This is a genomic window from Caulobacter sp. P4_E5, from assembly GCF_056401555.1.
Window position 1 is genome coordinate 114,234 of record NZ_JBFUJD010000001.1, and the last position, 21,699, is coordinate 135,932.

Here is a 21,699-nt window from a genome sequence, read left to right on the forward strand (position 1 = left end):
GCTGGGCCGCCGGAGGATTTGCGGACCTGTTCTCCTTTGGTCCTATCGAATCGAAACCGGGCAGCGTTGAAATGGCCGTGCTGTGAGGCGAGATCGACAGCTTTGTCCTACTATTGACGATGAAGTGCTTAAACGGCGTGCCGTTGCGCGATATAACGAAAGCCCCTCCGCTTAGCAGCGGCCGGTCAGGAGATGCAGTTTATGGCGGATGGCTCCGTAAAGGTGATGCGCGACACCTCCGAACGCCGGCGCGAAATCACGGCCATGCTCCGAGCCCGCGGCAGCGTCCAAGTCACGCCCTTGTCCGAACAGTTCGGAGTGTCGATGCAGACCATCCGCAAGGATCTGCATTACCTCGAAGAGCGCGGCGTGGCGACGCGCGCCTACGGCGGCGCAATCTCCTCGGAGGTGGTCAACGCCAGTGTCGAGCCGGCCATCGAGACCAAACGCGTCAGCCACACCGAGGAAAAAGAACGCATCGGCAAGCTGGCCGCCGGCATGGTCAAGGCCGGTGACTCGATCATGCTGGATTCCGGCACCACGACGCTGCAGATCGCGCGGTTCCTGCCGGACGAGGAAGACATCACCGTCGTCACCAACGACTTCGATGTCCTGAGCGTCCTCAACCAGAAGCGAAAGATCAAGATCGTCATGCTGGGTGGCGAGCTGCGCCGCCGGAACATGGCCTTCTACGGCGCGCAGACCGTCGCGGCTCTGGACGACCTGCTGCTGGACAAGCTGTTCCTGGGCGTCGACGGCTTCGACGTCGAGCGCGGCATCACCACGCATCACGAAGCCGAGGCGCAACTGAACCGCAAGATGGTCGAGACGGCGCGCGAGGTCATCGCGGTCACCGACGCGTCCAAGTTCGGCAAGGTCTGCCTGCACCGCATCATCGATGTCGGGGACCTGGACGTCCTGATCACCGACGCCGCCGCTCCGGACTATATCGACCAAGCGGCGGAGCGTCTTGGGATCAGCCTCTACAAGGCCTGACGCACTTAGCGGCGCATGGCTGCGTCTCCCCAGGTGACGACCAGCGGCAGGTCGCTGGTCGTGGTCGCCGAGCGGGCGACGATCTCGACGATGCGCGCGCCCTTGATGTCGGCGGTGAGCGCACGCGGAGCCTCGCCCAGGCCCATGGGCGGGCTTTCGGTCAGCAGCTTGCCGTCGCCGTAGACGGCGAAGCGCACCTTGTCCTTGGTGTTGCGGGTGGAGTCGTCCACCCCAACCCGGGCCTCAAAGCGGGTATTGCCGGTGTTGCGCACCTCGATGCGGGAATTGGCCAGCACCCCGATGCCGGTGTCGAAGCCTTGGCCGCCGATGCGCAGCGCCTGGTCGTAGGGCGTCGCGTCGGCCTGGGCGCCGCCCCAGCCGGCATAGGTCGGACGCTCGCCCGAACCGCGGGTCTCGCCCCAGGCATTGCGCATGCGGTGAACGACCGGGTCGGGCTCGGGAGCGATCACGCCGTTGACCGCCACGTTCACCTCGCCGGGGATTTCCGACAGATAGACGCCATCGCCGAGCGCGCGCGTGCCCGAGGCCTCGAAGGCCAGGGTCTGGCGCGCGTCCAGCGTGAAGCTGGTCTCGCCGGTGAACGCGGTCGCGGTCTTGTCCCACAGGTTCCTGAGCTGGATCGGCGCGTCGCCGGCGAACTTCAGCTGTGCGGCCGTGAGGGTCACGTCGCTCCTACCCAGGCCCCGGTTGAACAGGGCCACGGCCTTCTTGCCGTTGGCCAGGGTCTTGACGATGATCTGCACGTCGTCGGAGGCGTAGGCGATCACGCCCTGGTGGCCGCCGGAATCCTGGTTGATCCGCACGATGTCGGCGTTGCCCCAGATGTCCATCAGGCTTTGCGGCGCCTGGCGCAGGTCGTAGCTGATCAGCAGCGGCGCGTTGATCATGGCCCACAGCACAAAATGTGAGCGCGCCTCGGTCAGATGGTTCTGGTCGAACTCGCCGTGGCCGATGAACAGGATGTCTGGATCGTTCCACGCGCCGGGCTTGGCGTAGAGTGCGCGGGTCGAGGCGCTGTCGAAATTGTGCAGCATGCGCGTCCAGGTCGGGGTGATGTCGCCGCTGGTGCGCCACATGTGGCCGACGTCCTTGCCCCAGGACCGGACATCGGCCGAGCCCCAGTTGCAGATCGCCAGGATGTAGTCGCCGTCCGGATTGTAGGTCTTCAGCGCCTGGGCCACTTCGGCGTAGCGGGCTCGCACGGCCGGCACGTCGGTGCGGTTGATAGAGACCTGGTCGATCAGCGGCGGCACGGCCCTGTAGGCATGCTCGCGCACGATGTCGGTTTCCAGGCCGTAGACATTGATGCCGCAGGCGTCGACCTTGATGTAGTCGAAGCCCCAGTCCTTGAAATAGAGGGCGATGTCCTGATCGACGTGGCCGGCAAGCCCGACCTCGCGCTCGGCCGTCGTGCCTTCGGGCAGGTTGGGGGAGTGCAGGTCATAGGCTTGCGAGCAGGCGTTGCGGCCGATGTCGGTGTAGATGCCGGCCTTCWGGCCCATCTTGTGCAGGGCGTCGGTATAAGGACGGAAGCTGGAGTCCTTGCCCTTGACCTTGGCCGACGGGAAGATCGCCGTGCGGATCTGCAGCCGCCCGTCCGACTGCCGGCGCTTGAGCCACCAGCCGTCGTCGATGTTGACATAGTTGTAGCCCAGCTTGGACAGGCCGCTGTCGACCAGGACCTTGGCGGCGCCCACGACCTTGGCCTCGTCGACCTCGGTGCGGAAGGCGTTCCAGGAGTTCCAGCCCATGGGCGGGGTGCGCGCCTGGGGGCGCTCGGGGATGGACCATTTGCCCGCGGCCGCCAGAGGGTCGGCGCCAGGGGCGACCTGGGCGAAGGCGGGCGGGGACAGGACGAGGAGGCCGGCGACGGCCGCGCCGGCGAGCAGGGAGCGGACGGTCATCTAGGTCTCTTCGATCAGTGTTCGCGCTTGGCGAGGAACTCACGCCTGGCGTTGCCGTAGTAGATCTTGTCGATCACCGACTTGGGTAGGGCCAGGCCCCGCGCATCGGCATCGATGTCGTCGACCCGCTGGCTCTGGGTCGTGGCCAGATAGGTCCAGTCCGACGTCCAGTAGTCGTGCGCCGTCTTCTTGAAGCCCTGGGCGTCTTCTCCGGGGTTCAGCGTCAGGTCGGTGCCGTAGAGGATACGGTCCTGATACTTGATGAAGAAGGCGCGCACCTTCCCGTAGTCGCGGACCGACTGATGCTGGATCTGGGCCATGCGGGCGGCCGTCTCGATCACCGCGTTCGGATGGGCGTCGAGGAATTTCGCCGCCTCGTCGACGTTCCATTCCAGGCTGGCCATGTGCGCGCCGACGAAGTGTAGGTCCGGGTGGGCGGCGACCATGGCGTCTCGCTTGGCCATCAGGGTCTCGTAGCGCGGCATCTCCGGGTGGAGATACATGTGATACTCTGGATGCGCGCTGAAATAGGCCTTGTCGTTCTTGGTCGTCATCTGCTCGAGCGGCAACCAGCAATTGTACGGCTCGCCCTGGTGGGCGATCAGGGGAACGCCCTTGGCCACCAGGTGATCGAAGATCGGATCGAAGCTCTTGTCGTCGATGAAGATCAGCTGGCCGGCGGCGTCGCGCTCGACCATGCCGACGTTCTTCCAGACCTTGACCGCCAAGGCCCCCTGTTTGAATTCGGAGTCGAGAGCGGCGTTGGCTTTTTGCGCCCAGCCGTCGGTCCCAAATCCCTTCATCGAGAAGGTGGTCGCGTAGTGGAAGCGTTTCGGATCGGCCTTGGCGAAGTGATGGGCGGCGTCGGCCTGAAGCGCGATCGACGGGAAGGCCGGATAGTCGACATTGATCGACAGGACCTCGAAGTTGTCGGCCGCCGCCTGGTCGAGGAACGCCGGGTCTTTGACGTTGATGTGGACGTGGGCGTCGAACTTCGGGACACGGGCGAAGTCGGCGACGCTGTAGGTCGCGGCTTCAGGCGTGGCGTGCGCCGTCGCGCAGGCCAACAGCGCCAGAGGCGCTGCAAGGGTCAGTAGTAAACGCCTGTCGAGCCTCATGGCTACCCTCCGCCTTTCCTGAAACGCACCATAAAGCAACGAAATCGAAACGTGCTGTTTCGGTTTTATGTGTTTTTGTTTGCCTTTTAAAAATGACCTATGCAAGATCATTTTTGTAGGCGTTGGAGGGGCTGCGAGTGATCACCAAACCGCTTGTGAACAGGCGCGGCATCCTGGCCCTCTTCGGCGGGACCGTTCTGGCCACTGGAGCGCTCAGCGCGAGCCAGGCCTGGGCCGCGGTGTCGGTGGCGCGCGCGGGCGACGCGGCCCTGACCCTCGAGTTCGACGCCGCGCTGAACAGCCGGCTGATCTCCAGCCTGACCGGACCAGCCACGCCCCTGACCGACTTCGCGCCGTCCGAAACGGTGACGCTCAAGGGCGGCCAGGTGATTGACCGCTTCACCTTCGCCGAACACCGCCAAGCTCCCGTCAACGACGTTCATGGCAAGGGCATGCGCCACACCGTGCGCGGTGTCTCGGCCGAGGGGTTGGAAAAGACCGTCAGCCTGACCTTCTACGAGCGTTATCCGGGGTTTCCGCTGATGACGGTCGCCTGGCGGCACACGGGCGGCCAGGCGCTTGACATTGAGCGCTACCGGATCGGCGCGCACGTGCTGAAGTCGTCGGGCGCAGGCTTCTGGTCGTGGTCTGGCTCGACCCATTCGGACCGCCGCGACTGGGTGCAGCCGGTGAAGGAGGGTTTCGACCAGGCCAATTTCATGGGCATGAACGCGTCCGACTACGGGTCCGGCACGCCGGTCGCCGATGTCTGGCGGCTGGACGCCGGCATCGCCGTGGGCCATGTCGAGCTAACGCCGAAGCTGGTCTCGTTGCCGATCATCGCGTCATCGGCCGGCGCGTCGGTGGCGCTGGAGGAGGCGAGGGCGGTGACGCTGAAGCCCGGCGACACGCTAGTCTCGCTCGACGCCTTCGTCGCCGTCCATCAGCGCGACTACTACGCCACGCTCGACGCCTATCGTCGGGTGATGGCCGACCGCGGCCTGGCGGCTCCGAAGGCGCCGGAGGGGTCCTACGAGGCCATCTGGTGCGCCTGGGGCTATGAGCGCGACTTCACGGTCGCCGAGATCGAAGGGACCTATAGCAAGGTCAAGGACCTGGGCTTCAAGTGGGCCGTGCTCGACGACGGCTGGCAGACCAACGAGGGCGACTGGGCGCTGGACCCGCGCAAGTTCCGCACCGAGGCGGATATGGTCGCCTTCGTCAGGGCGATCCGGGCCGCGGGTCTCAAGCCCAAGCTGTGGCTGGCGCCCCTGGCCGTCGATCCGGGCTCGGACCTGCTGCACGACCATACCGACATGCTGCTGCTGGACGCCGATGGCGCGGTGCAGAACGTCACCTGGTGGAACGCATTCTATCTGTGCCCCGCCTACCAGCCGACGCGGGATTACACGCAGAAGCTGGTCCGCAAGATCATCGGCGAGTGGGGCTACGAGGGCCTCAAGCTCGACGGCCAGCACATGAACGGCGTCGCCCCCTGCTACAATCCGGCCCACAACCACGCGCGTCCCGAGGAGTCCGTCGAGAAGCTCCAGGACTTCTGGAAGCTGGTCTACGACACCGCGCGCGAGGTCAATCCGAACGCCGTCGTCGAGTTTTGCCCGTGCGGCACGTCCTACGCCTTCCACAACCTGCCCTACACCAACCAGGTTCCGGCCTCGGATCCGCTGTCGTCCTGGCAGGTGCGCCTGAAGGGCAAGTCGCTGAAGGCGTTGATGGGGCGCGACGCGGCCTATGCCGGCGACCATGTCGAGCTGAGCGACGGCGGCAATGACTTCGCCTCGAGCGTCGGCATCGGCGCGGTCATCTCGACCAAGTTCACCTGGCCCAACGAGGGACGGGGCAAGGACGCCAATTTCCGCCTGACGCCCGAGCGCGAGGCGGTGTGGCGCAAATGGGCCGACCTCTATAACGCCAAGATGCTGCCCAAGGGCCAGTACCGGGGCGAGCTCTACGACATCGGTTTCGACAAACCCGAGGCTCACGCGATCGAGAAGAACGGCCGGCTCTACTACGCCTTCTACGCCCCGCAATGGCATGGCCAGGTCGAGCTGCGCGGCCTGGGCGAGGGCGCCTATCGCCTGACCGACTACTACAACAGCAAGGATCTGGGCGTCGTGACCGCCAAGACCGCCCGCATCCCCGCCAAGTTCGAGAAGTTCCTGCTGATCGAAGCCGTCCCCATGAAAGGCGGCCGTGCATGACCGACACTTCCGTAGCCGTGTCCGCCGAGTCCGTTGCCGCGCCCCGGCGCTGGCTGCTGTTCGCGCTCCTCACCGTCGCCCTGTGGGGCGTGTGGGGCGCGTTCGCCAGCCTCTCTGCCCAACGCGGCTTTCCCGAAACGCTTGTCTATTGCGTCTGGGCGGTCACGATGATCGTGCCGGCGGTGATCGTCATGCAGCGGGAAAAGTGGAAGCTGGACCGCGATCCGAAGTCGATCTTCTACGGTCTTCTGATCGGCCTGACCGGAGCCGGCGGCCAGATGATCCTTTTCTACGCCATCTCCACCGGGCCGGCCTATCTGATCTTCCCGATCATCTCGCTGTCGCCACTCGTCACCATCCTGATGTCCTTCGTCCTGCTCAAGGAGCGCACGACCAAGCTCGGGGCGCTGGGGGTGGTGCTGGCGCTGCTCGCCCTGCCTCTGTTCGACTTCTCGCCGCAGGGCTTTTCGTTCGCCCAAGGCTCGACCTGGTTCCCGCTGGCCTTGATCATCATGCTCTGCTGGGGCGTGCAGGCCTACTTCATGAAGCTGGCCAACGCGCGCATGAGCGCCGAGAGCATCTTCTTCTACATGATGGTCAGCGGCCTGCTGGTGGCGCCGGTGGCGCTGGGCATGACCGACTTCTCCAGGCCAATCAATTGGGGCTGGGACGGGCCGTGGCTGGCGGCCGGCATCCAGGTGCTCAACGCCATCGGCGCCTTGGCCCTGGTCTATGCCTTCCGATACGGCAAGGCGATCGTGGTCGCGCCGCTCACCAACGCCGGCGGTCCGCTGGTGACCGCGGTGATTTCGCTTCTCATCGCCGGGGTCGTGCCCGGCGAGCTCAAGATGATCGGCCTTGCCTTGGCCGTCATAGCCTCGGCGCTCCTGGCCACGTCCTAGGGCGCGCCGCTCCTCCCCCTAGGGCGGTCGTTCCCGCAGCGACCGCTCCTTTTTTATTAGGTGGGCGAATGTGTGAGCCAAAGCGAAATATCTGCCTTTCGTTTTCATTGGTTTAGTTGCGTTGTGTTGGGGGGTGCGTTAGGTTGGCGCCTGTTCACCGAAGGGTTCCCCATGAAGGCAATGCTCGATCTGGTCGCCCGGCATAAGTCCGGTCAGGCGTGCGGCATTTACTCGGTCTGCTCGGCCCACCCGCTGGTCATCGAGGCCACCTTCGTCCACGCGCTGCGGGCCGGCGTCGACGTGGTGCTGATCGAGGCCACCTGTAACCAGGTCAATCAGGACGGCGGCTACACGGGCATGACGCCGAACATGTTCCGCGGCTTCGTCCACGCCATCGCCGACAAGGTCGGCCTGCCGCGCGAGCGCATCTTGCTCGGTGGCGACCACTTGGGTCCTAATCCCTGGACCAGCCTCAGCGCCGAAGAGGCCATGACCAAGGCCGAGGTGCTGATCGAGCAGTATGTGGCCGCCGGTTTCCGTAAGATCCACGCTGACTGTTCGATGTCGTGCGCCGACGATCCGGCCCCCCTGCTCGAGGAAACCATCGCCCGCCGCGCCGCGCGCCTGATCGGCGTCGCCGAAGCCACGCAACGGCGCGTCGGCGGCGAGCCGTGCGTGTACGTCATCGGCACCGAGGTGCCCGTGCCCGGCGGCGCGGCCGAGGACCTGCCCGAGCTCGAGGTGACAACACCTCAGGCGGCGCTCGCCACGATCGAGGCCCACCGCGCGATCTTCGCGGCGGAGGGGCTATCGCGGGCCTGGCCCCGTGTCATCGCCGCCGTGGTGCAGCCGGGCGTCGAGTTCGACCACCACAAGGTGATCGATTATGACCGCGCTAGGGCCGTTTCCTTGAGCCGCGCGCTCGACGACCAGCCGCATATCGTCTTCGAAGCCCATTCGACCGACTACCAGACGCCCAAGGCGCTCAAGGCCCTGGTCGAAGACCATTTCGCCATCCTCAAGGTCGGGCCGGGCGTCACCTTCGCCCTGCGCGAAGCCTTCTGGGCCCTGGACGCCATCGAGCGCGAATGGATCGGCGAAGACCGCGCCTCGCGCTTCCGCCATATCGCCATCGAGCGCATGAAGGCCGACCCGCGCAACTGGGGCAAATATTATCGCGCCACCGGCGCGGACCTTCAGTTCGACCTTCAGTACAGTCTCTCCGACCGGATACGCTACTACTGGCCCGATCCGCAGATCACCGCAGCCCAGGAGGTGATGTTCGCCAACCTTACCGACAATGGCCCGCCTCTGACGCTGATCAGCCAGTACATGCCGGACGCCTACACGGCCGTCCGCAATACTGACTTGACGCCCAGTCCAGCCAATCTGGTGATCGCCCATATCGGCGCGACGCTGGAGGCCTATCGCGCGGCCTCCACCGCCGAGCCGGAGCATGCTTATGTCTGACGTCACCCATCTGGGCCTCACGGAGTCCGCGCTGGATCAGCTGGGCGGTCTTTGGACCGCGCGCGAGATCACGCAGCAACCGGCCATGCTGCGCGAGACCCAGGCGCTCCTGATGGCGCGCCGGGCCGAGATCGAGGCTTTTCTCCAGCCGCTTCTGGCCTTGCCCGCGCTGCGTGTCATCCTGACCGGCGCGGGGACTTCGGCCTTCATCGGTGAATGCCTGGCGCCGGTGCTGTCCATGCGACTTGGCCGCCGGGTCGAGGCCATCCCGACGACGGATCTCGTCTGCGCTCCGCAGCTCTATTTCGAAGCCGACGCGCCGACCGTGCTCGTGTCGTTCGGACGTTCCGGCAACAGTCCCGAGAGCGTGGCGGCCGTCGAGTTGGCCGACCGTCTGGTCAAGCACCTGCATCACCTGGTCATCACCTGCAACGCCGAAGGCGCCCTGGCGGCCTATGCGCAGAGATCGCAGGGCCTCATCGTGCAGTTGCCCGAAGCGACACACGATCGAAGCTTCGCCATGACGTCGAGCTTCTCGTGCATGACCTACGCGGCCTTGGCGATCTTCAGCGGCATCGCGTCGATGGACGCGCGGATCGACGCCATCGCGCGCGCCACCGGGCAGGTGATCGACACCTACGCCCCCGTCATGCAAGACGCGGCCGCCGATGGCTATGAGCGCGTGGTCTATCTGGGCAGCCACATCTTCCAGGGCCTGGCGCGGGAGTCGGGACTGAAGCTTCTGGAGCTGACCAACGGGGCTCTGGTGACGATGTTTGATTCACCGCTCGGCTTCCGGCACGGTCCGAAAACCATCGTCAACAACCGCACGCTGATCGTCGTCTTCTTCTCCAACAACGCCTACACGCGCAGTTACGACGTGGATCTTCTCGGCGAGCTGCAGCGCGACAACGACGCCGCCCGCGTCATCGCCATCACGGCTCAGGACGGGGTGGGGCTGGCCAAGAGCGACGAGCTCAGCGTACTCGGGCTGGAGACGGCGGACGACGCCGAACTGCTGTTCCCCTATATCGTGGCGCCGCAGATCTTCGCCTTCTTCGAGTCGCTGCGCCTGGGGCTGACGCCGGACAATCCTAACACCACCGGAACGGTCAATCGTGTCGTGCAGGGCGTGCGCATCCACGAGCTGAGCTGACGATGGATCAGGCGAACCTGTCCGAAGGGTGTTTTCTGGGCGTGGATGGCGGCGGCACCAAGACCGCCTTCGTCCTGACAGACGCCAGCGGCCGCGAGCTGGCCCGCCACGAAGGCGGGTCCAGCTACCATATCCAGGTCGGTTTCGAGGCCTTGCACGCGTTGCTGCATGAGGGCGTTCACGCAGTGCTCGACAAGGCCGGCGCCTCGCCCGACGACGTCATCTTCGCCTTCTTCGGACTGCCCGCTCACGGCGAGGACTCGCAGGTCCAGCCCTTCCTCGACCTGATCCCCGAGGCCGTCCTCGGCCATCATCGCTACGCCTGCGGCAACGACATGATCTGCGGCTGGGCGGGCTCGCTCGGCGGCGAGGACGGCATCAACATCGTCGCGGGTACGGGCTCGATCGGCTACGGCGAGCGCCAGGGCCTGTCGGCGCGCGGCGGCGGATGGGGCGAGGTGTTCTCCGACGAAGGTTCGGCCTACTGGATCGCCGCGCGGGGGCTCAGCGCCTTTTCGCGCATGGCCGATGGACGTCTGCCGCGCGGGCCGCTGCATGACCTGCTGACGCGCGAGCTTGAGCTGCAAAGCGATCTCGACATCTGCGCCTACGTCTACACCAAGTCCGCGCCCCAGCGTGACCGCATCGCCGCCCTGTCGCGCCTGGTCGCCCGGGCGGCGATGCAAGGCGACGAGGCCGCGCGACGCATCTTTACCGACGCCGGCCGGGAGTTGGCGGCGATCGTGGAGGCGATCCGCCAGCGGCTTCAGTATCAACCCGGCGAGGCGGTGAACCTGTCCTATTCGGGCGGCGTGTTTCAGGGGGGCGAGCTCATCCTCCAACCCTTCCGCCAGCAGCTGTCGCTCCATTCGCCCGACTACCGCCTGATCACGCCCCGCTTCAGCCCCGCCATCGGCGCGGCCCTCTATGCGGCGCGCTTGAGCGGCCAGGCCCTGAGATCGGCGATCAATGCCTGACGATGTTGGTTTCGAGATCTTGCGTTTTCATGCGGGGCGGTTCGCGTTCGCGCGGCTCGAGGCCTTGCTGTTCGACATGGACGGCACGCTCAGCGACACCGACGCGATCCACCGCCAGGCCATGGCCGACACCTTCGCCGCCCGGGGCGTGGTCATGAGCGACGACGACTTTCACCGGCACGTGTCGGGTCAGCCGAACGACGCCATCTTCGCGCACTTCTTTCCCGTCCTCTCCGAGGACGAGCGCCGGCGCCTGGCCGACGAGAAGGAGGCGCTGTATCGCCGCCTGACGCCACGGATGACGCCGATGCCGGGGCTTGCGCGACTGATTGGCTGGGCGAAGGCGAGGGGCGTGGCCTGCGCGCTGGTCACCAACGGTCCCCGGCCGAATGTCGAGCACACGCTGGGAGTCCTTGGCCTTGCCGAGAGCTTCGACACTCTGGTGCTGGGCGAGGACCTGACGCGCGCCAAGCCCGATCCGCTGCCCTATCTGGAGGCCCTTCAGCGGCTGGGCGTCGCCGCGGAAAACGCCATGGCCTTCGAGGATTCCGCGCCGGGCGTGACCGCCGCCCTGGCGGCGGGGGTGTTCACCGTCGAGGTTATCGGACCGTCGCGGAAGGCGGGACTTGGCCTCGGCGCCGATCTCACCGTGCCCGATTTCGCCGCGGCGGCGCTGTGGGCGCGCCTGACCGCAACCGATGTTCACCCTACTACTTGATCGAAAGGGGCGTTCGCCCGCCGTCGGACGGTGCGCGATTCCCAGGCAATACAGGATCTTAAGGGGGCCTCTGGCGAAGATTTCGACATTTATGCAACGAATATGCTTCCGAAGCACACTTTCGTTAAGTAGCGGTTTGACATGACATCGAAACCATTGTTACCTTTTGTAATATAAATAGGGTGTGAACCGAAACTTCGGAATTTGCATCCGATCAAGCGAGGAAAAGGGGTTCGCTATGGCACGTCGTCCATCACACCGGGGGGCCATCATGGCTGGCGCAGGCATTGTTGCTCTGCTCACCGCAGGCGCGGCGATCGCGCAGGTTCCCGCCAAGGCCACTGATGACGAGACGGTCGAGGAAGTCGTCGTTGTCGGCGTGCGCGCCAGCGTCGCCAAGGCCGTCAAGCTCAAGCGCGACGCCACCACCGTCCAAGACTCGATCAGCGCCCTTGAGTTGGGCATGTTCCCCGACGACAACGTCGCCGACTCCCTCAGCCACATCACCGGCGTGTCGATCTCGCGCACGGCCGGCGGCGAGGGCCAGAAGGTCAGCGTTCGCGGCCTTGGTCCGGAATATACGCTATCGACCTTCAACGGGCGGATCCTGGCCACCGACGGCGCGGGACGTGACTTCGCCTACGACGTGCTGCCGGCCGACGTCATCAGCGGCGCCGACGTGATCAAGGGCGCCGAGGCGGCTAATACCGAAGGCGCCATCGGCGGCCTGGTCAACCTGCGCTCGGCCAGCCCGTTCGACCGGCGCGGTCAGCAGGGCATCGTGCGTCTCGAAGGCGACCGCAACCAGATGTCTGAACTAGACGGCCGCAAGCTGTCGGCCGTCTACAGCAACACCTTCGCCGGCGACACGCTGGGCCTGCTGCTGGGCGTCGTGCTTGAAAAGCGCGACGACCGCACCGACGTGGCCGGCAATGACGGTGGCTGGACGCGCAACGCCGATCCGAACGACGCAAGCTGGGGCGGCAACGCCTGGGGCGGGTCCATCGACCCGAACAACAACGGCGTGCTGGACCCCGAGGAATACGGCCTGATCGGTCCGGGCCAGTTCCGCGTCGGCTCGATCCTTGAGAAGAAAAAGCGCCACGCCTTCACGGGCAAGCTTGAGTGGCGGCCATCCGACAACTTCCGCCTGGTCGTCGACGGGCTGGCGACCAAGCTGGATTCCCCGCAGGTCGGCTATCAGCAGTCCTTCTACCCGCTCTATGCGCCGGGCCGCTGGTCGAACATGGTGATCAAGAACGGCATCGTCACCAGCTTCGACATAAACAATCCCGACCCGGAGCTGCGCCTCAATCCGGAGCTGCTCAACCAGACCTCCTACCGCGTCGTCGAAACGCAGCTCTACGGCGCCAACGTCGAATGGAGGGTGTCGGACACCCTGACCATCACGGGCGACGTCTACCGCTCGACCTCCAAGCGTCATTCCGGCGGGCAGGACAGCTACGTCGTCCTGCGCATGAACCAGCCCAACAGCGCCCATATCGAGCTGACGGGCGACCGCGTGCCCAACGTCACGGTCAACTTCAATGACGGCCGCGAGCTGATCAGCGGCCTGGACAAGGGTCAGTTCAAGGACGCCGACTTCAACACCCACTACTTCTCGCTCGCCGGCGACAATATCGACGACAAGATCACCGGCGCGTCGTTCAAGGGCGCCTGGGCTATCGGTCGCGGCTGGCTCGACAATGTGCAGTTCGGCGCCAACTACACCGATCGCAAGAAGTCGCGGGACCTGGTCAACAACGCGCTGACCGGCGGCGCCGACTACTATTCCGGCAACTACGCGATCAACGTGGGCGCGCTTGGCGGCAACGTCATCTCCGACAGCTTCAGCCTGCCCAACTTCATGGACAAGGTGGACTCCAAGTTCCCGCGCACGTTCCTGGCCTTCGACATCCCCAACTATGAAGCGGCGCTGGCGGCCTATAACGGCAAGCCGCGCCCGGGCGGCGGCACTTACGACTATTCCAAGGCCGCGCCGGTCTGGAACCCGCTGCAAAGCTACCGCGTGGGCGAAGAGACTTGGGCCGGTTACGTGCAGGGCAATCTCGAAGGCAAGCGCTGGAGCGGGAACGTTGGTCTGCGCGTCGTGCGCACGAAGACCCATGCGCAAGCGTGGGACGCCAAGATCATTGAAGTGATCGAAAACGGCGCGTTCAACTACACGGCGGTTTACGCTCCGCCGACTTCGATCGAGCAGGACAACACCTACACTTACGCGCTGCCTTCATTTAACTTCAACTATCGCTTCACCGACGAACTGCGCCTGCGTCTGGGCGCGGCCAAGACATTGGCCCGTCCGTCGGTCGCGACCCTGGCGCCGACCAGCACGACCGAAAGCGTCTCGTGGGGCGAGTTCACCCAGATCTACAGCGGCAACGCCGAGCTGAAACCCTATCAGGCCAAACAGCTCGACGTGTCCCTTGAGTACTATTTCCGGCCCGACTCGGTGATCAACGTCGCAGTCTTTGGTAAGCGCATCAAAGACCAGATCACCAGCAGCTGGGAGCCGGGCCAGGATATCGGCGTCCCGGGACACCTGTTCAACATCAGCCGTCCGATCAACGGCGACCACGCCACGGTCAAGGGCGTCGAGGTTGGTCTGCAGCACTTCCTGGACAATGGCTTGGGCGTGCGCGCGCAATACACGCGTAACTGGGCCAAGAGCTACGTCGGCGACGAGGAGCGTCCGCTTGAAGGGATCGCGCCGTCGGTCTATTCGCTGGGCGTCTTCTACGACCACGGTCCGGTGTCGCTCAGCCTTTCGGGCGATCGCACTGCGGGCTTCACTACGGCCGTCAACGTGCTCGGCGCCGGCTACAACGAGAAGGCCGATCCGATCACCTGGGTCACCGCTCACGCGGCGTACAAGATCACCGACAAGATGGACATCTCGATCGAAGGCCAGAACCTTCTGGACAAGGCCAACACCTACAGCATCAACGGCAATCCGCTGCTGCCGCAGGGCTACTATCGCTACGGCGCCAGCTACAAGTTGGGCCTGAGCTACCGCTTCTAGAGGTGCGCCGCCGCCGGCCCCGCTCCCCAGGCGGTCGGCGGCGGATCTTCTTCAGTTCAAACAAACGGGTGACGTCGTGCCTTCATCGCCGCGGGCGAATGAACGGCTCAGCCTTTTGCGGTCGGCGTTGTTGTCAGCCGCCTTGCTGCTGGCCGGATCCCATCAAGTCAAAGCCCGGACAGACCCGGCCTCGCCCACCTTGGTGAGCGCCGATTTCCGCTTCAGCGGGGCCGACTTGGCCAACCCCGAGCGGGGCTTCTACCAAGCAGCCGATACCGACCTGGACGCCTTGAGCGCGGCGTTCGTGGCGCAGACCTACGCCGAGGGTCAGCGCCTGATCTTTGCGCGGATCAACCTCGAATCCTATCGCGACAGCGACCTGCCGGCGGCGTTTTTCGACCGGCTCGACGTCGCCTTCGAGACCGCGCGCCGGGGTGGCGTGAAACTCATCGTCCGCACGACCTACAACTATCCCCAGGGCGAAACGCAATACCGCGATGCGAAGGACGCAACCTTGCCGCGCGTCCTGGCGCACCTAGCCCAGCTCAAGCCTCTGCTTCAGCGCAATGAAGACGTGATCGCCTTCATGCAGGCCGGCTTCATCGGCGCCTGGGGCGAATGGCACACCTCGTCAAACAACCTGACGACGGAGAAGAGCCGCGCACGGATCAAGGACGCTCTGTTCGACGCAGCGCCCGCCACGCGCTTCGTTCAATTCCGCTACCCGCCCTATATCCTGGCATGGTCGCCCAGATTGCCGGGGCTCGCCGCCGCGCTTGACGGCTCTTTCCGCACCGGGTTTCACAACGACTGCTTCCTAGCCAGCGATACCGATGTCGGCACCTACGACGACCAGCTGGACGTACGCGATGCTCAACGCCAATACATCGACGCGCTAGGCGATTTAGCGCCCTTTGGCGGCGAAACCTGCAATCCCGCCGATGATCCCGATCCCCGGCCACGCATCAACTGCGCCGACATCCTGGTCGAGGGCGCACGCTTCAACCTGACCTATCTGAACGACGGCTACTATCGCCGCCTATTCCACGACAACTGGCTCGAGCAAGGCTGCCTGGACGCGGTGCGCAGCCGCATGGGCTACCGGTTCGGCTTGGTGAAGGTCAGCCATCCGGCCGCCGTCGCCCAGGGCGGCACGCTTTCGGTCTCGATCGCGGTCCGCAATCTGGGCTGGGCCCGGCTCTATAATCCGCGTCTGGTGGAAATCATTCTGCGCGACCGTAAATCCGGCGCCGTCCGCCGACTGACGACGCAAGGGGGCGATCCGCGGCGCTGGCTGCCGCAAACCGACACCAGCCAGACACTGGCGGCCGCCGTGCCCGGCGACCTGCTGGGCGAACAGGAGGTGTGGCTTGCCCTGCCCGACGCTGGATCGCGTCTGAAGGACGATCCTCGCTACGCCATTCGCCTGGCCAATGCCGACGATGGCGCGAAGGGCCAGCGATGGGACCCACAAAGCGGCGCCTTTTCCTTTGGGACGTTTGTGAATGTCGCGCGCAGCGGCACGGCGCCATGAGCGCGCCGCCGACCCGGACCTGCTGGTGGGGGTGACCACGTTGTCGAGCGATGAGCCGCCAAGAGCCCGCCAGCGTGATCCGCACTTTGGTTCGGGCGGCCGCAGCCTGATCTACAGCATCCTGCAGAATCTCGGCCAGGCGATCGTTGTCGGCGCCTATTCGGAGAGCAACCCGCTCCCCTACGAGGGCGAGCTGGCCGTGCACTATGGTGTAAGCCGCCCGGTGCTGCGCGAAGCCGTTAAAATGCTCACCGCCAAGGGACTTCTCGTCGCCAGGCCGCGCCTGGGCGCATCGGTCGCCCCGGAATCACGCTGGAATCTTCTCGACCCCGACATCTTGGGATGGCTGCTTGAACGTCGCGCCGACACAACGCTTTGGTTGAGTTCACGCAACTTCGTTTGGCGATCGAACCCGAGGCAGCCGCCTTGGCCGCGCTTTCGGCCAGCAACGAGGATCGCGAAGCGCTCAGAGCCGCTCTGGCGCGAATGGAGGCGGCAGAGCAGGGTCTCGATGATCCTTCAGTACTTTTCCGATACACCAAAGGTCAATTGAAATTGGTGTTCGGGGTTTTCGGTGGATAACTCCGTTTAAACTATAGAAATATAAATTTCCGTCATTATCGATATATACACGACGGAATGCTGCGCTTTGGCTCGGTCTGCGCCCAGGCGCATGTATAATATGACTTCGTCAACTATTCGGCCAACCCGTTTTGTCCTCCGGCACGGGCGCGGCAAGCCGGTCTGGGCGGCGCGGCGAGGAGATATCTCCCGCGCCCAGAGCACCGGACGCCTTGAAGGGCGACGCCGACATTATCCGAACCGTGGCCAGGTCCAGGACCTGGCCGGCGGAGACTGAACTCTGCTGAAACCACAGGCTGAGGCGTCGCGCCTCACAAGGGAGTCGCTATGTACGAGAAGAACCTCACTGCCGGTGATGACGTCTACGCGGGCGACGAAGGCGCTCCCGACAATGTCGACGTGGTGCACGGCGGCGCGGGCGCGGACGATATTTCCGGCGGTCTCGACAACGACACCCTGAACGGCGACGACGGCGACGATCGCCTCAACGGCGGGGCCGGCAACGATGTGCTCGACGGCGGGGCCGGGACCGACACCGCGGTCTTCTCCGGTTCCGCGGGCGACTATGTCTGGAGCGGCGATCGCACGTCCGCAACGATCACTGGCCCTGACGGGACCGACACCCTGGTCAATGTCGAGCACCTGCAGTTCGGCTCCACCGTCATCGACCTGCCCGCGCCCAACACCGCGCCCGAAGCGCCGACCGACAGCGACGCCGCCGCAAACACCGTCGCGGAGGGCGCCGCGAACGGGACGGTCATCGGCGGCCTCTCGCCCGTCGCCATTGATCCGGACGCCGGCCAAACCCTGATCTGGTCGCTGCTCGACAACGCCGACGGCCGCTTCGCCATCGACGCCGCGACCGGCGTGGTGAGCGTGGTCGACGCCTCGAAGCTGAACTTCGAGAGCGCAACCTCCCACCAGATCACGGTCCAGGTCAGTGACGGGATGGCGACCTCGTCGGCCAACTTCACCATCGACGTGACCAATGTGGCGACGAGCGCTCCGGCTGACTCCGACGCCGCCGCCAACACGGTCGCCGAAGACGCCGTCAACGGCGCCATCGTGGCGGGACTGGCGATCGGCGCGACCGACCCGAATGGCGGCGTGGCCTATGCCTTGGTCGACGACGCCGGCGGCCGCTTCGCCATCAACGCCGCCACGGGCGCCGTCACGATCGCCGACGCCAGCCTTCTGGACCACGACACGGCGACATCCCACCAGATCACGGTGCGCGCCAGTGACGGGATGGGGAGCGCCGACACGACGTTCACCATCGAGGTCACCAACGCGCCGCCGATCACGCCGGTTGACGCCGACGCGACCGGCAACGCCGTCTCGGAGGGCGCGGCCAACGGCGTCCTCGTCGGCGTCACGGCCCTGGCGAGCGAAGCCAAGACCGGCGCGGTGACCTACAGTCTGACGGACGATGCCGGTGGCCGGTTCGCCATCGATGCGGCCACCGGCGTGGTGACTGTACTCGACGCGACCAAGCTGAACTTCGAAGCGGCGGCTTCGCACCAGATCACGGTGCGCGCTACGGACCCCCAAGGCGCGTTCAGCAGCCAGACCTTCACCATCGCAGTCACCAACGTGGCCGTCGGCGCGCCGGTCGACGGCGACGCGGCCGTCAACACCATCTCCGAGGGCGCTGTTAGCGGCGATGCGATCGCCGGCCTGGCCATCGGCGCCTCCGACGTCAACGGCGGCCCCGTGACCTATAGTCTGCTCGACAACGCCGGCGGCCGCTTCGCCATCAATGCGGCCACCGGCGTGGTGACGGTCGTCGACRCCACCAAGCTGAACTTCGAGGCGGCGACCTCGCACCAGATTACCGTGCAAGTCAGTGATGGCGGATCCTCAACGAACGCCAACTTCACCATCGCCGTCACAAACGCCGCGCCGGCGACGCCGACCGACACGAACGGCGCGGCCAACCTGGTGTCCGAATACGCCACGAACGGAACCGTGGTCGGCGGCCTGGCCATCGCCGCGCCGGATCCGCATGGCGGCGCCGTGACCTACAGCCTGACCAACAACGCCGGTGGTCGCTTCGCCATCAACGCCACAACGGGCGTGGTCACCGTGGCGAACGCCAGCCTGCTCGACCATGACACCCAGGCCAGCCATACCATCACGGTCCAGGCCTCCGACGGGGTGCTGACCAGCAGCAGCAACGTCGTCGTCAACCTGATCGACCAGATCGACAGCTACTGGACGGGCACGGTCGGCAACAACACCTTCACCGTGCCGGACGGCCAGGACTGGCAGATCGACGGCGCGGGCGGCATCGACACCCTGACCGGCGGCGTCGGCGACGACATTATCATCGGCGGTACGAGCGCCGACATCCTGGCGGGAGGCGGCGGCAACGACACCTTCCTGTTCGGCGTAAACGACGGCGCCGACTCGTTCGACGGCGGTTCAGGCTACGACACCATCAAAGCGACGGCGGCCGGGTCGACGGTAGGCCTCGCGGCCTGGAGCGGCATTGAAGCCTTCTCCAGCGGCGGCTTCGCCAACGTCACCGTCACCGGGACTACCAGCGCCGACACCATCGACCTGACCGGTGTGACCGTCACCGGCGTGATCACCTTCGGCGGCGGTTCGGGCAACGACACCCTCACCGGCACCAGCGGCGCCGACATTCTCAAGGGCGACACCCAGGACGACACGCTGAACGGCGGCGACGGCAATGACACGCTGGACGGCGGCCAGGGCGTAGACAACCTGTACGGCGGCAAGGGCGACGACATCTTCCTGGTGGGGGTGGACGGCAACACCTATGGCGACAACTACGATGGCGGCGCCGGAACCGACATCATCCAGGCCAACGCCGCCAACGTCGCGATCATGATCGCTTCGATGACCGGTATCGAGGGCTTCTCCAGCGGCGGCTTCGCCAATGTGAGCGTCGTCGGCACCACCAACGCGGACACGCTGAACTTCGCCGGCATGACGAACACGGGCGCGATCGTGATCGCGGGCGGCGCGGGCAACGACTCAATCACCGGCACCAACGGGGCCGACACGATCAAGGGCGATGCGGGATTGGACTCGCTTTACGGCCTCGACGGCAACGACGTTCTGGACGGCGGCGCAGACAACGATGCGCTCTTCGGCGGCAACGGCGACGACATCCTGCTGTTTGGCCAGGGCGCGGGCACCGACAGCTTCGACGGCGGCGCGGGCTTTGACGAGGTCCGAGCCAGCATCAACAACGCCACCTTGTGGTTCTCGAACCTCACGAGCATCGAGAAGATCGGCGGCGGGGGATTCTCGAACGTCCAGATTCAGGTGCAGTCCCTGGGCACGCTGGTCAATTGGGACTTCACCAACATCCAGCTCTCCGGCATCGCGATGATCGTCGGTGGCGTGCAGAGCGACACGATCGTCGGCAGCGCCGGCAATGATGTGATCTACGGCGGTTCCGGGATCGACACCCTCAAAGGCGGCCTGGGCGACGACACCTTCCTGTACGACACCACCGGCACCAACCACGCCGACACCATCGACGGCGGTGCGGGCTGGGACAAGCTGCTCGCCCGAGCCGCGAATTCCGTCATTCAGGTTTCCTCGATGACGAATGTCGAGGAAATCTCGACCGGCGGTTTCTCGGGCGTCAGCGTCGTCGGCTACGCCGCCGCCGACACGCTCGACCTGCGCAATGTCCTCGTCACGGGGACCTTGACGGTCATCGACCTGGGCGGTGGCGATGACACCTTCTACGGCACCGCGGGCGCCGACATCGTCGCCGGGAGCGGCGGCAACGACTACATCGACACCGGCGATGGCGACGACGTCATCCAGATCAGCACCACCACGCCGGGCCAGGACGATATCCGCGGCGGCGCGGGCTACGACAAGATCGTTGCGGTCGGCGGCGCCAACATCTACGCCAACTCGTTCCAGGGCATCGAGGAGATCCAGGGCAACAACTCGCTCGTGAAGATCTTCGGCACGGCCGGCGACGACGCCATCGACATGCGCGGTGTCGTCCTGAAGGACATCCAGTACATCACCGGCGACTACGGCAACGACACGATCCACGGTTCCTATGGCGCCGACTTCATCATGGGCGACCGCGGCTTCGACACGATCTATGGCGAGGCCGGCGACGACAAGATCTGGTTCACCGCCTATGGCGACACAGACGTGATCGACGGCGGCGCCGGCTACGACACCTTGATCGCCTGGAACGACGGCGTGATCATCGGCTTCAGCGCGATCACCAGCGTGGAGGCCATCTCCGCCGAGGGCCACGCCAATGTCGGCATCGCCTTCACCGACGGCGCGGACAACTTCGACCTCACGAACATCGCCGTCACCGGGGTCGCCTACATCGACCTGAAGAACGGCAATGACATCTTCGTTGGTTCGACGGGGGCGGACCGCATCATCGGCAACCTGGGCTCCGACAAGATGACGGGCGGCGCCGGGGCCGACATCTTCGACTACAATGCCGCGGCCGAGGGCAATTGGGACGAGATCACCGACTTCGTCAGCGGCGTGGACAAGATCGACCTGTCGACGATCGATGCCGTCCCGGTCGGCGGCGKCGGCGGCAATGAAGCCTTCACCTTCCTCGGCTCCGGGAGCTTCACCGGCGTCCAAGGCCAGTTGCGCTATAGCGTTTCGCCTACGGGCGGGGTTGTCTTTAGCGGTGACGTGAATGGTGACGGCGTCGCCGACTTCAACGTCACGGTGCTGGGGGTGAGCTCGCTCAGCGCGTCGGATTTCATCCTCTAGCCAGCGGCAGGCCCGCCAAGGCAGCTTCGGGTTCGGAGGCTGCCTTGGAGGTCTGGCGGACGATCCACGCCGAACGTCTGCTTGCTGGAGCTCTCCCAAAGTCGGGGTGGCGCTGTCCGTGCACGACCAAGGCCGCTGATTAAGTGCCGCTGCAACTTGGTCAAGCCAGGTAAGATATTGAGAACGCGCCGATCACTGATCCCGAACTCGAAGACATTCGACTGCGGGCCACGAGGCCCGGCGCTGATCTTCATAAACTTTTGGAGCAGGCGGAGCGTCTAGCCGAAGCAAGGTCTGCTTAGGGTGGGGA

The 21,699-nt window shown here is 65.3% G+C and carries 13 protein-coding genes and 1 pseudogene; 12 read left to right on the top strand and 2 right to left on the bottom strand.

Translation table 11 applies throughout. The annotated features are described in order from the left end of the window. Window positions 1-201: 201 nt before the first annotated feature. A complete protein-coding gene (agaR, locus tag AC1DSO_RS00505; protein ID WP_477066959.1) occupies window positions 202-996 on the top strand; it encodes a transcriptional repressor AgaR in 795 nt (264 codons plus the stop codon). Between the two features lie 5 nt (window positions 997-1,001). On the opposite strand, the gene AC1DSO_RS00510 is transcribed toward agaR, so the two are convergent. Together AC1DSO_RS00510 and AC1DSO_RS00515 are read right to left on the bottom strand one after the other, a co-directional pair. After that, window positions 1,002-2,921, bottom strand: coding sequence for an NPCBM/NEW2 domain-containing protein (locus AC1DSO_RS00510; RefSeq protein ID WP_477066960.1), 1,920 nt, complete (start codon window positions 2,919-2,921; stop codon window positions 1,002-1,004). Between the two features lie 14 nt (window positions 2,922-2,935). Beyond that, the gene (locus AC1DSO_RS00515) at window positions 2,936-4,039 is read right to left on the bottom strand and encodes an amidohydrolase family protein (RefSeq protein ID WP_477066961.1); all 1,104 of its coding nucleotides are present in this window, start codon (window positions 4,037-4,039) and stop codon (window positions 2,936-2,938) included. A 137-nt stretch (window positions 4,040-4,176) separates the two neighbouring features. Between AC1DSO_RS00515 and AC1DSO_RS00520 the strand changes: the two genes are divergently transcribed. The 11 genes and pseudogenes from AC1DSO_RS00520 (at window position 4,177) to AC1DSO_RS00570 (ending at window position 21,389) form a co-directional block, all read left to right on the top strand. Continuing rightward, window positions 4,177-6,261 (top strand): glycoside hydrolase family 36 protein, encoded by a 2,085-nt coding sequence (locus tag AC1DSO_RS00520; RefSeq protein ID WP_477066962.1) that lies wholly within the window; start codon window positions 4,177-4,179, stop codon window positions 6,259-6,261. After that, on the top strand, window positions 6,258-7,163 hold the full coding sequence (locus tag AC1DSO_RS00525) for an EamA family transporter (RefSeq protein WP_477066963.1): 906 nt from the start codon (window positions 6,258-6,260) through the stop codon (window positions 7,161-7,163). The genes AC1DSO_RS00520 and AC1DSO_RS00525 overlap by 4 nt, the downstream gene beginning before the upstream one ends. Before the next feature lie 171 nt (window positions 7,164-7,334). Further along, the gene (locus AC1DSO_RS00530; protein ID WP_477066964.1) at window positions 7,335-8,633 is read left to right on the top strand and encodes a D-tagatose-bisphosphate aldolase, class II, non-catalytic subunit; all 1,299 of its coding nucleotides are present in this window, start codon (window positions 7,335-7,337) and stop codon (window positions 8,631-8,633) included. Further along, the gene (locus tag AC1DSO_RS00535) at window positions 8,626-9,789 is read left to right on the top strand and encodes an SIS domain-containing protein (RefSeq protein ID WP_477066965.1); all 1,164 of its coding nucleotides are present in this window, start codon (window positions 8,626-8,628) and stop codon (window positions 9,787-9,789) included. The genes AC1DSO_RS00530 and AC1DSO_RS00535 overlap by 8 nt, the downstream gene beginning before the upstream one ends. Before the next feature lie 2 nt (window positions 9,790-9,791). After that, the gene (locus AC1DSO_RS00540; protein WP_477066966.1) at window positions 9,792-10,766 is read left to right on the top strand and encodes an N-acetylglucosamine kinase; all 975 of its coding nucleotides are present in this window, start codon (window positions 9,792-9,794) and stop codon (window positions 10,764-10,766) included. Further along, complete coding sequence (locus AC1DSO_RS00545; protein WP_477066967.1) at window positions 10,759-11,484, top strand: HAD family hydrolase; 726 nt, start codon at window positions 10,759-10,761, stop codon at window positions 11,482-11,484. The genes AC1DSO_RS00540 and AC1DSO_RS00545 overlap by 8 nt, the downstream gene beginning before the upstream one ends. Before the next feature lie 271 nt (window positions 11,485-11,755). Continuing rightward, window positions 11,756-14,524 carry a TonB-dependent receptor gene (locus AC1DSO_RS00550; RefSeq protein WP_477066968.1) on the top strand — a complete coding sequence of 923 codons (2,769 nt, stop codon included), beginning with the start codon at window positions 11,756-11,758 and terminating at the stop codon, window positions 14,522-14,524. Window positions 14,525-14,666: 142 nt separating this feature from the next. Beyond that, window positions 14,667-16,058, top strand: a complete 1,392-nt coding sequence (locus AC1DSO_RS00555; protein ID WP_477066969.1) for a DUF4832 domain-containing protein — start codon at window positions 14,667-14,669, stop codon at window positions 16,056-16,058. Continuing rightward, a pseudogene (locus AC1DSO_RS00560) lies at window positions 16,030-16,344 on the top strand (FadR/GntR family transcriptional regulator); the annotation flags it as partial. The gene AC1DSO_RS00555 and the pseudogene AC1DSO_RS00560, both read left to right, overlap by 29 nt. 140 nt (window positions 16,345-16,484) lie before the next feature. Further along, a complete protein-coding gene (locus AC1DSO_RS00565; protein WP_477066970.1) occupies window positions 16,485-16,640 on the top strand; it encodes a hypothetical protein in 156 nt (51 codons plus the stop codon). Window positions 16,641-16,967: 327 nt separating this feature from the next. Next, window positions 16,968-21,389: a beta strand repeat-containing protein gene (locus tag AC1DSO_RS00570; protein WP_477066971.1), complete on the top strand. Its 4,422-nt coding sequence runs from the start codon at window positions 16,968-16,970 to the stop codon at window positions 21,387-21,389. The last annotated feature ends 310 nt before the right edge of the window (window positions 21,390-21,699 follow it).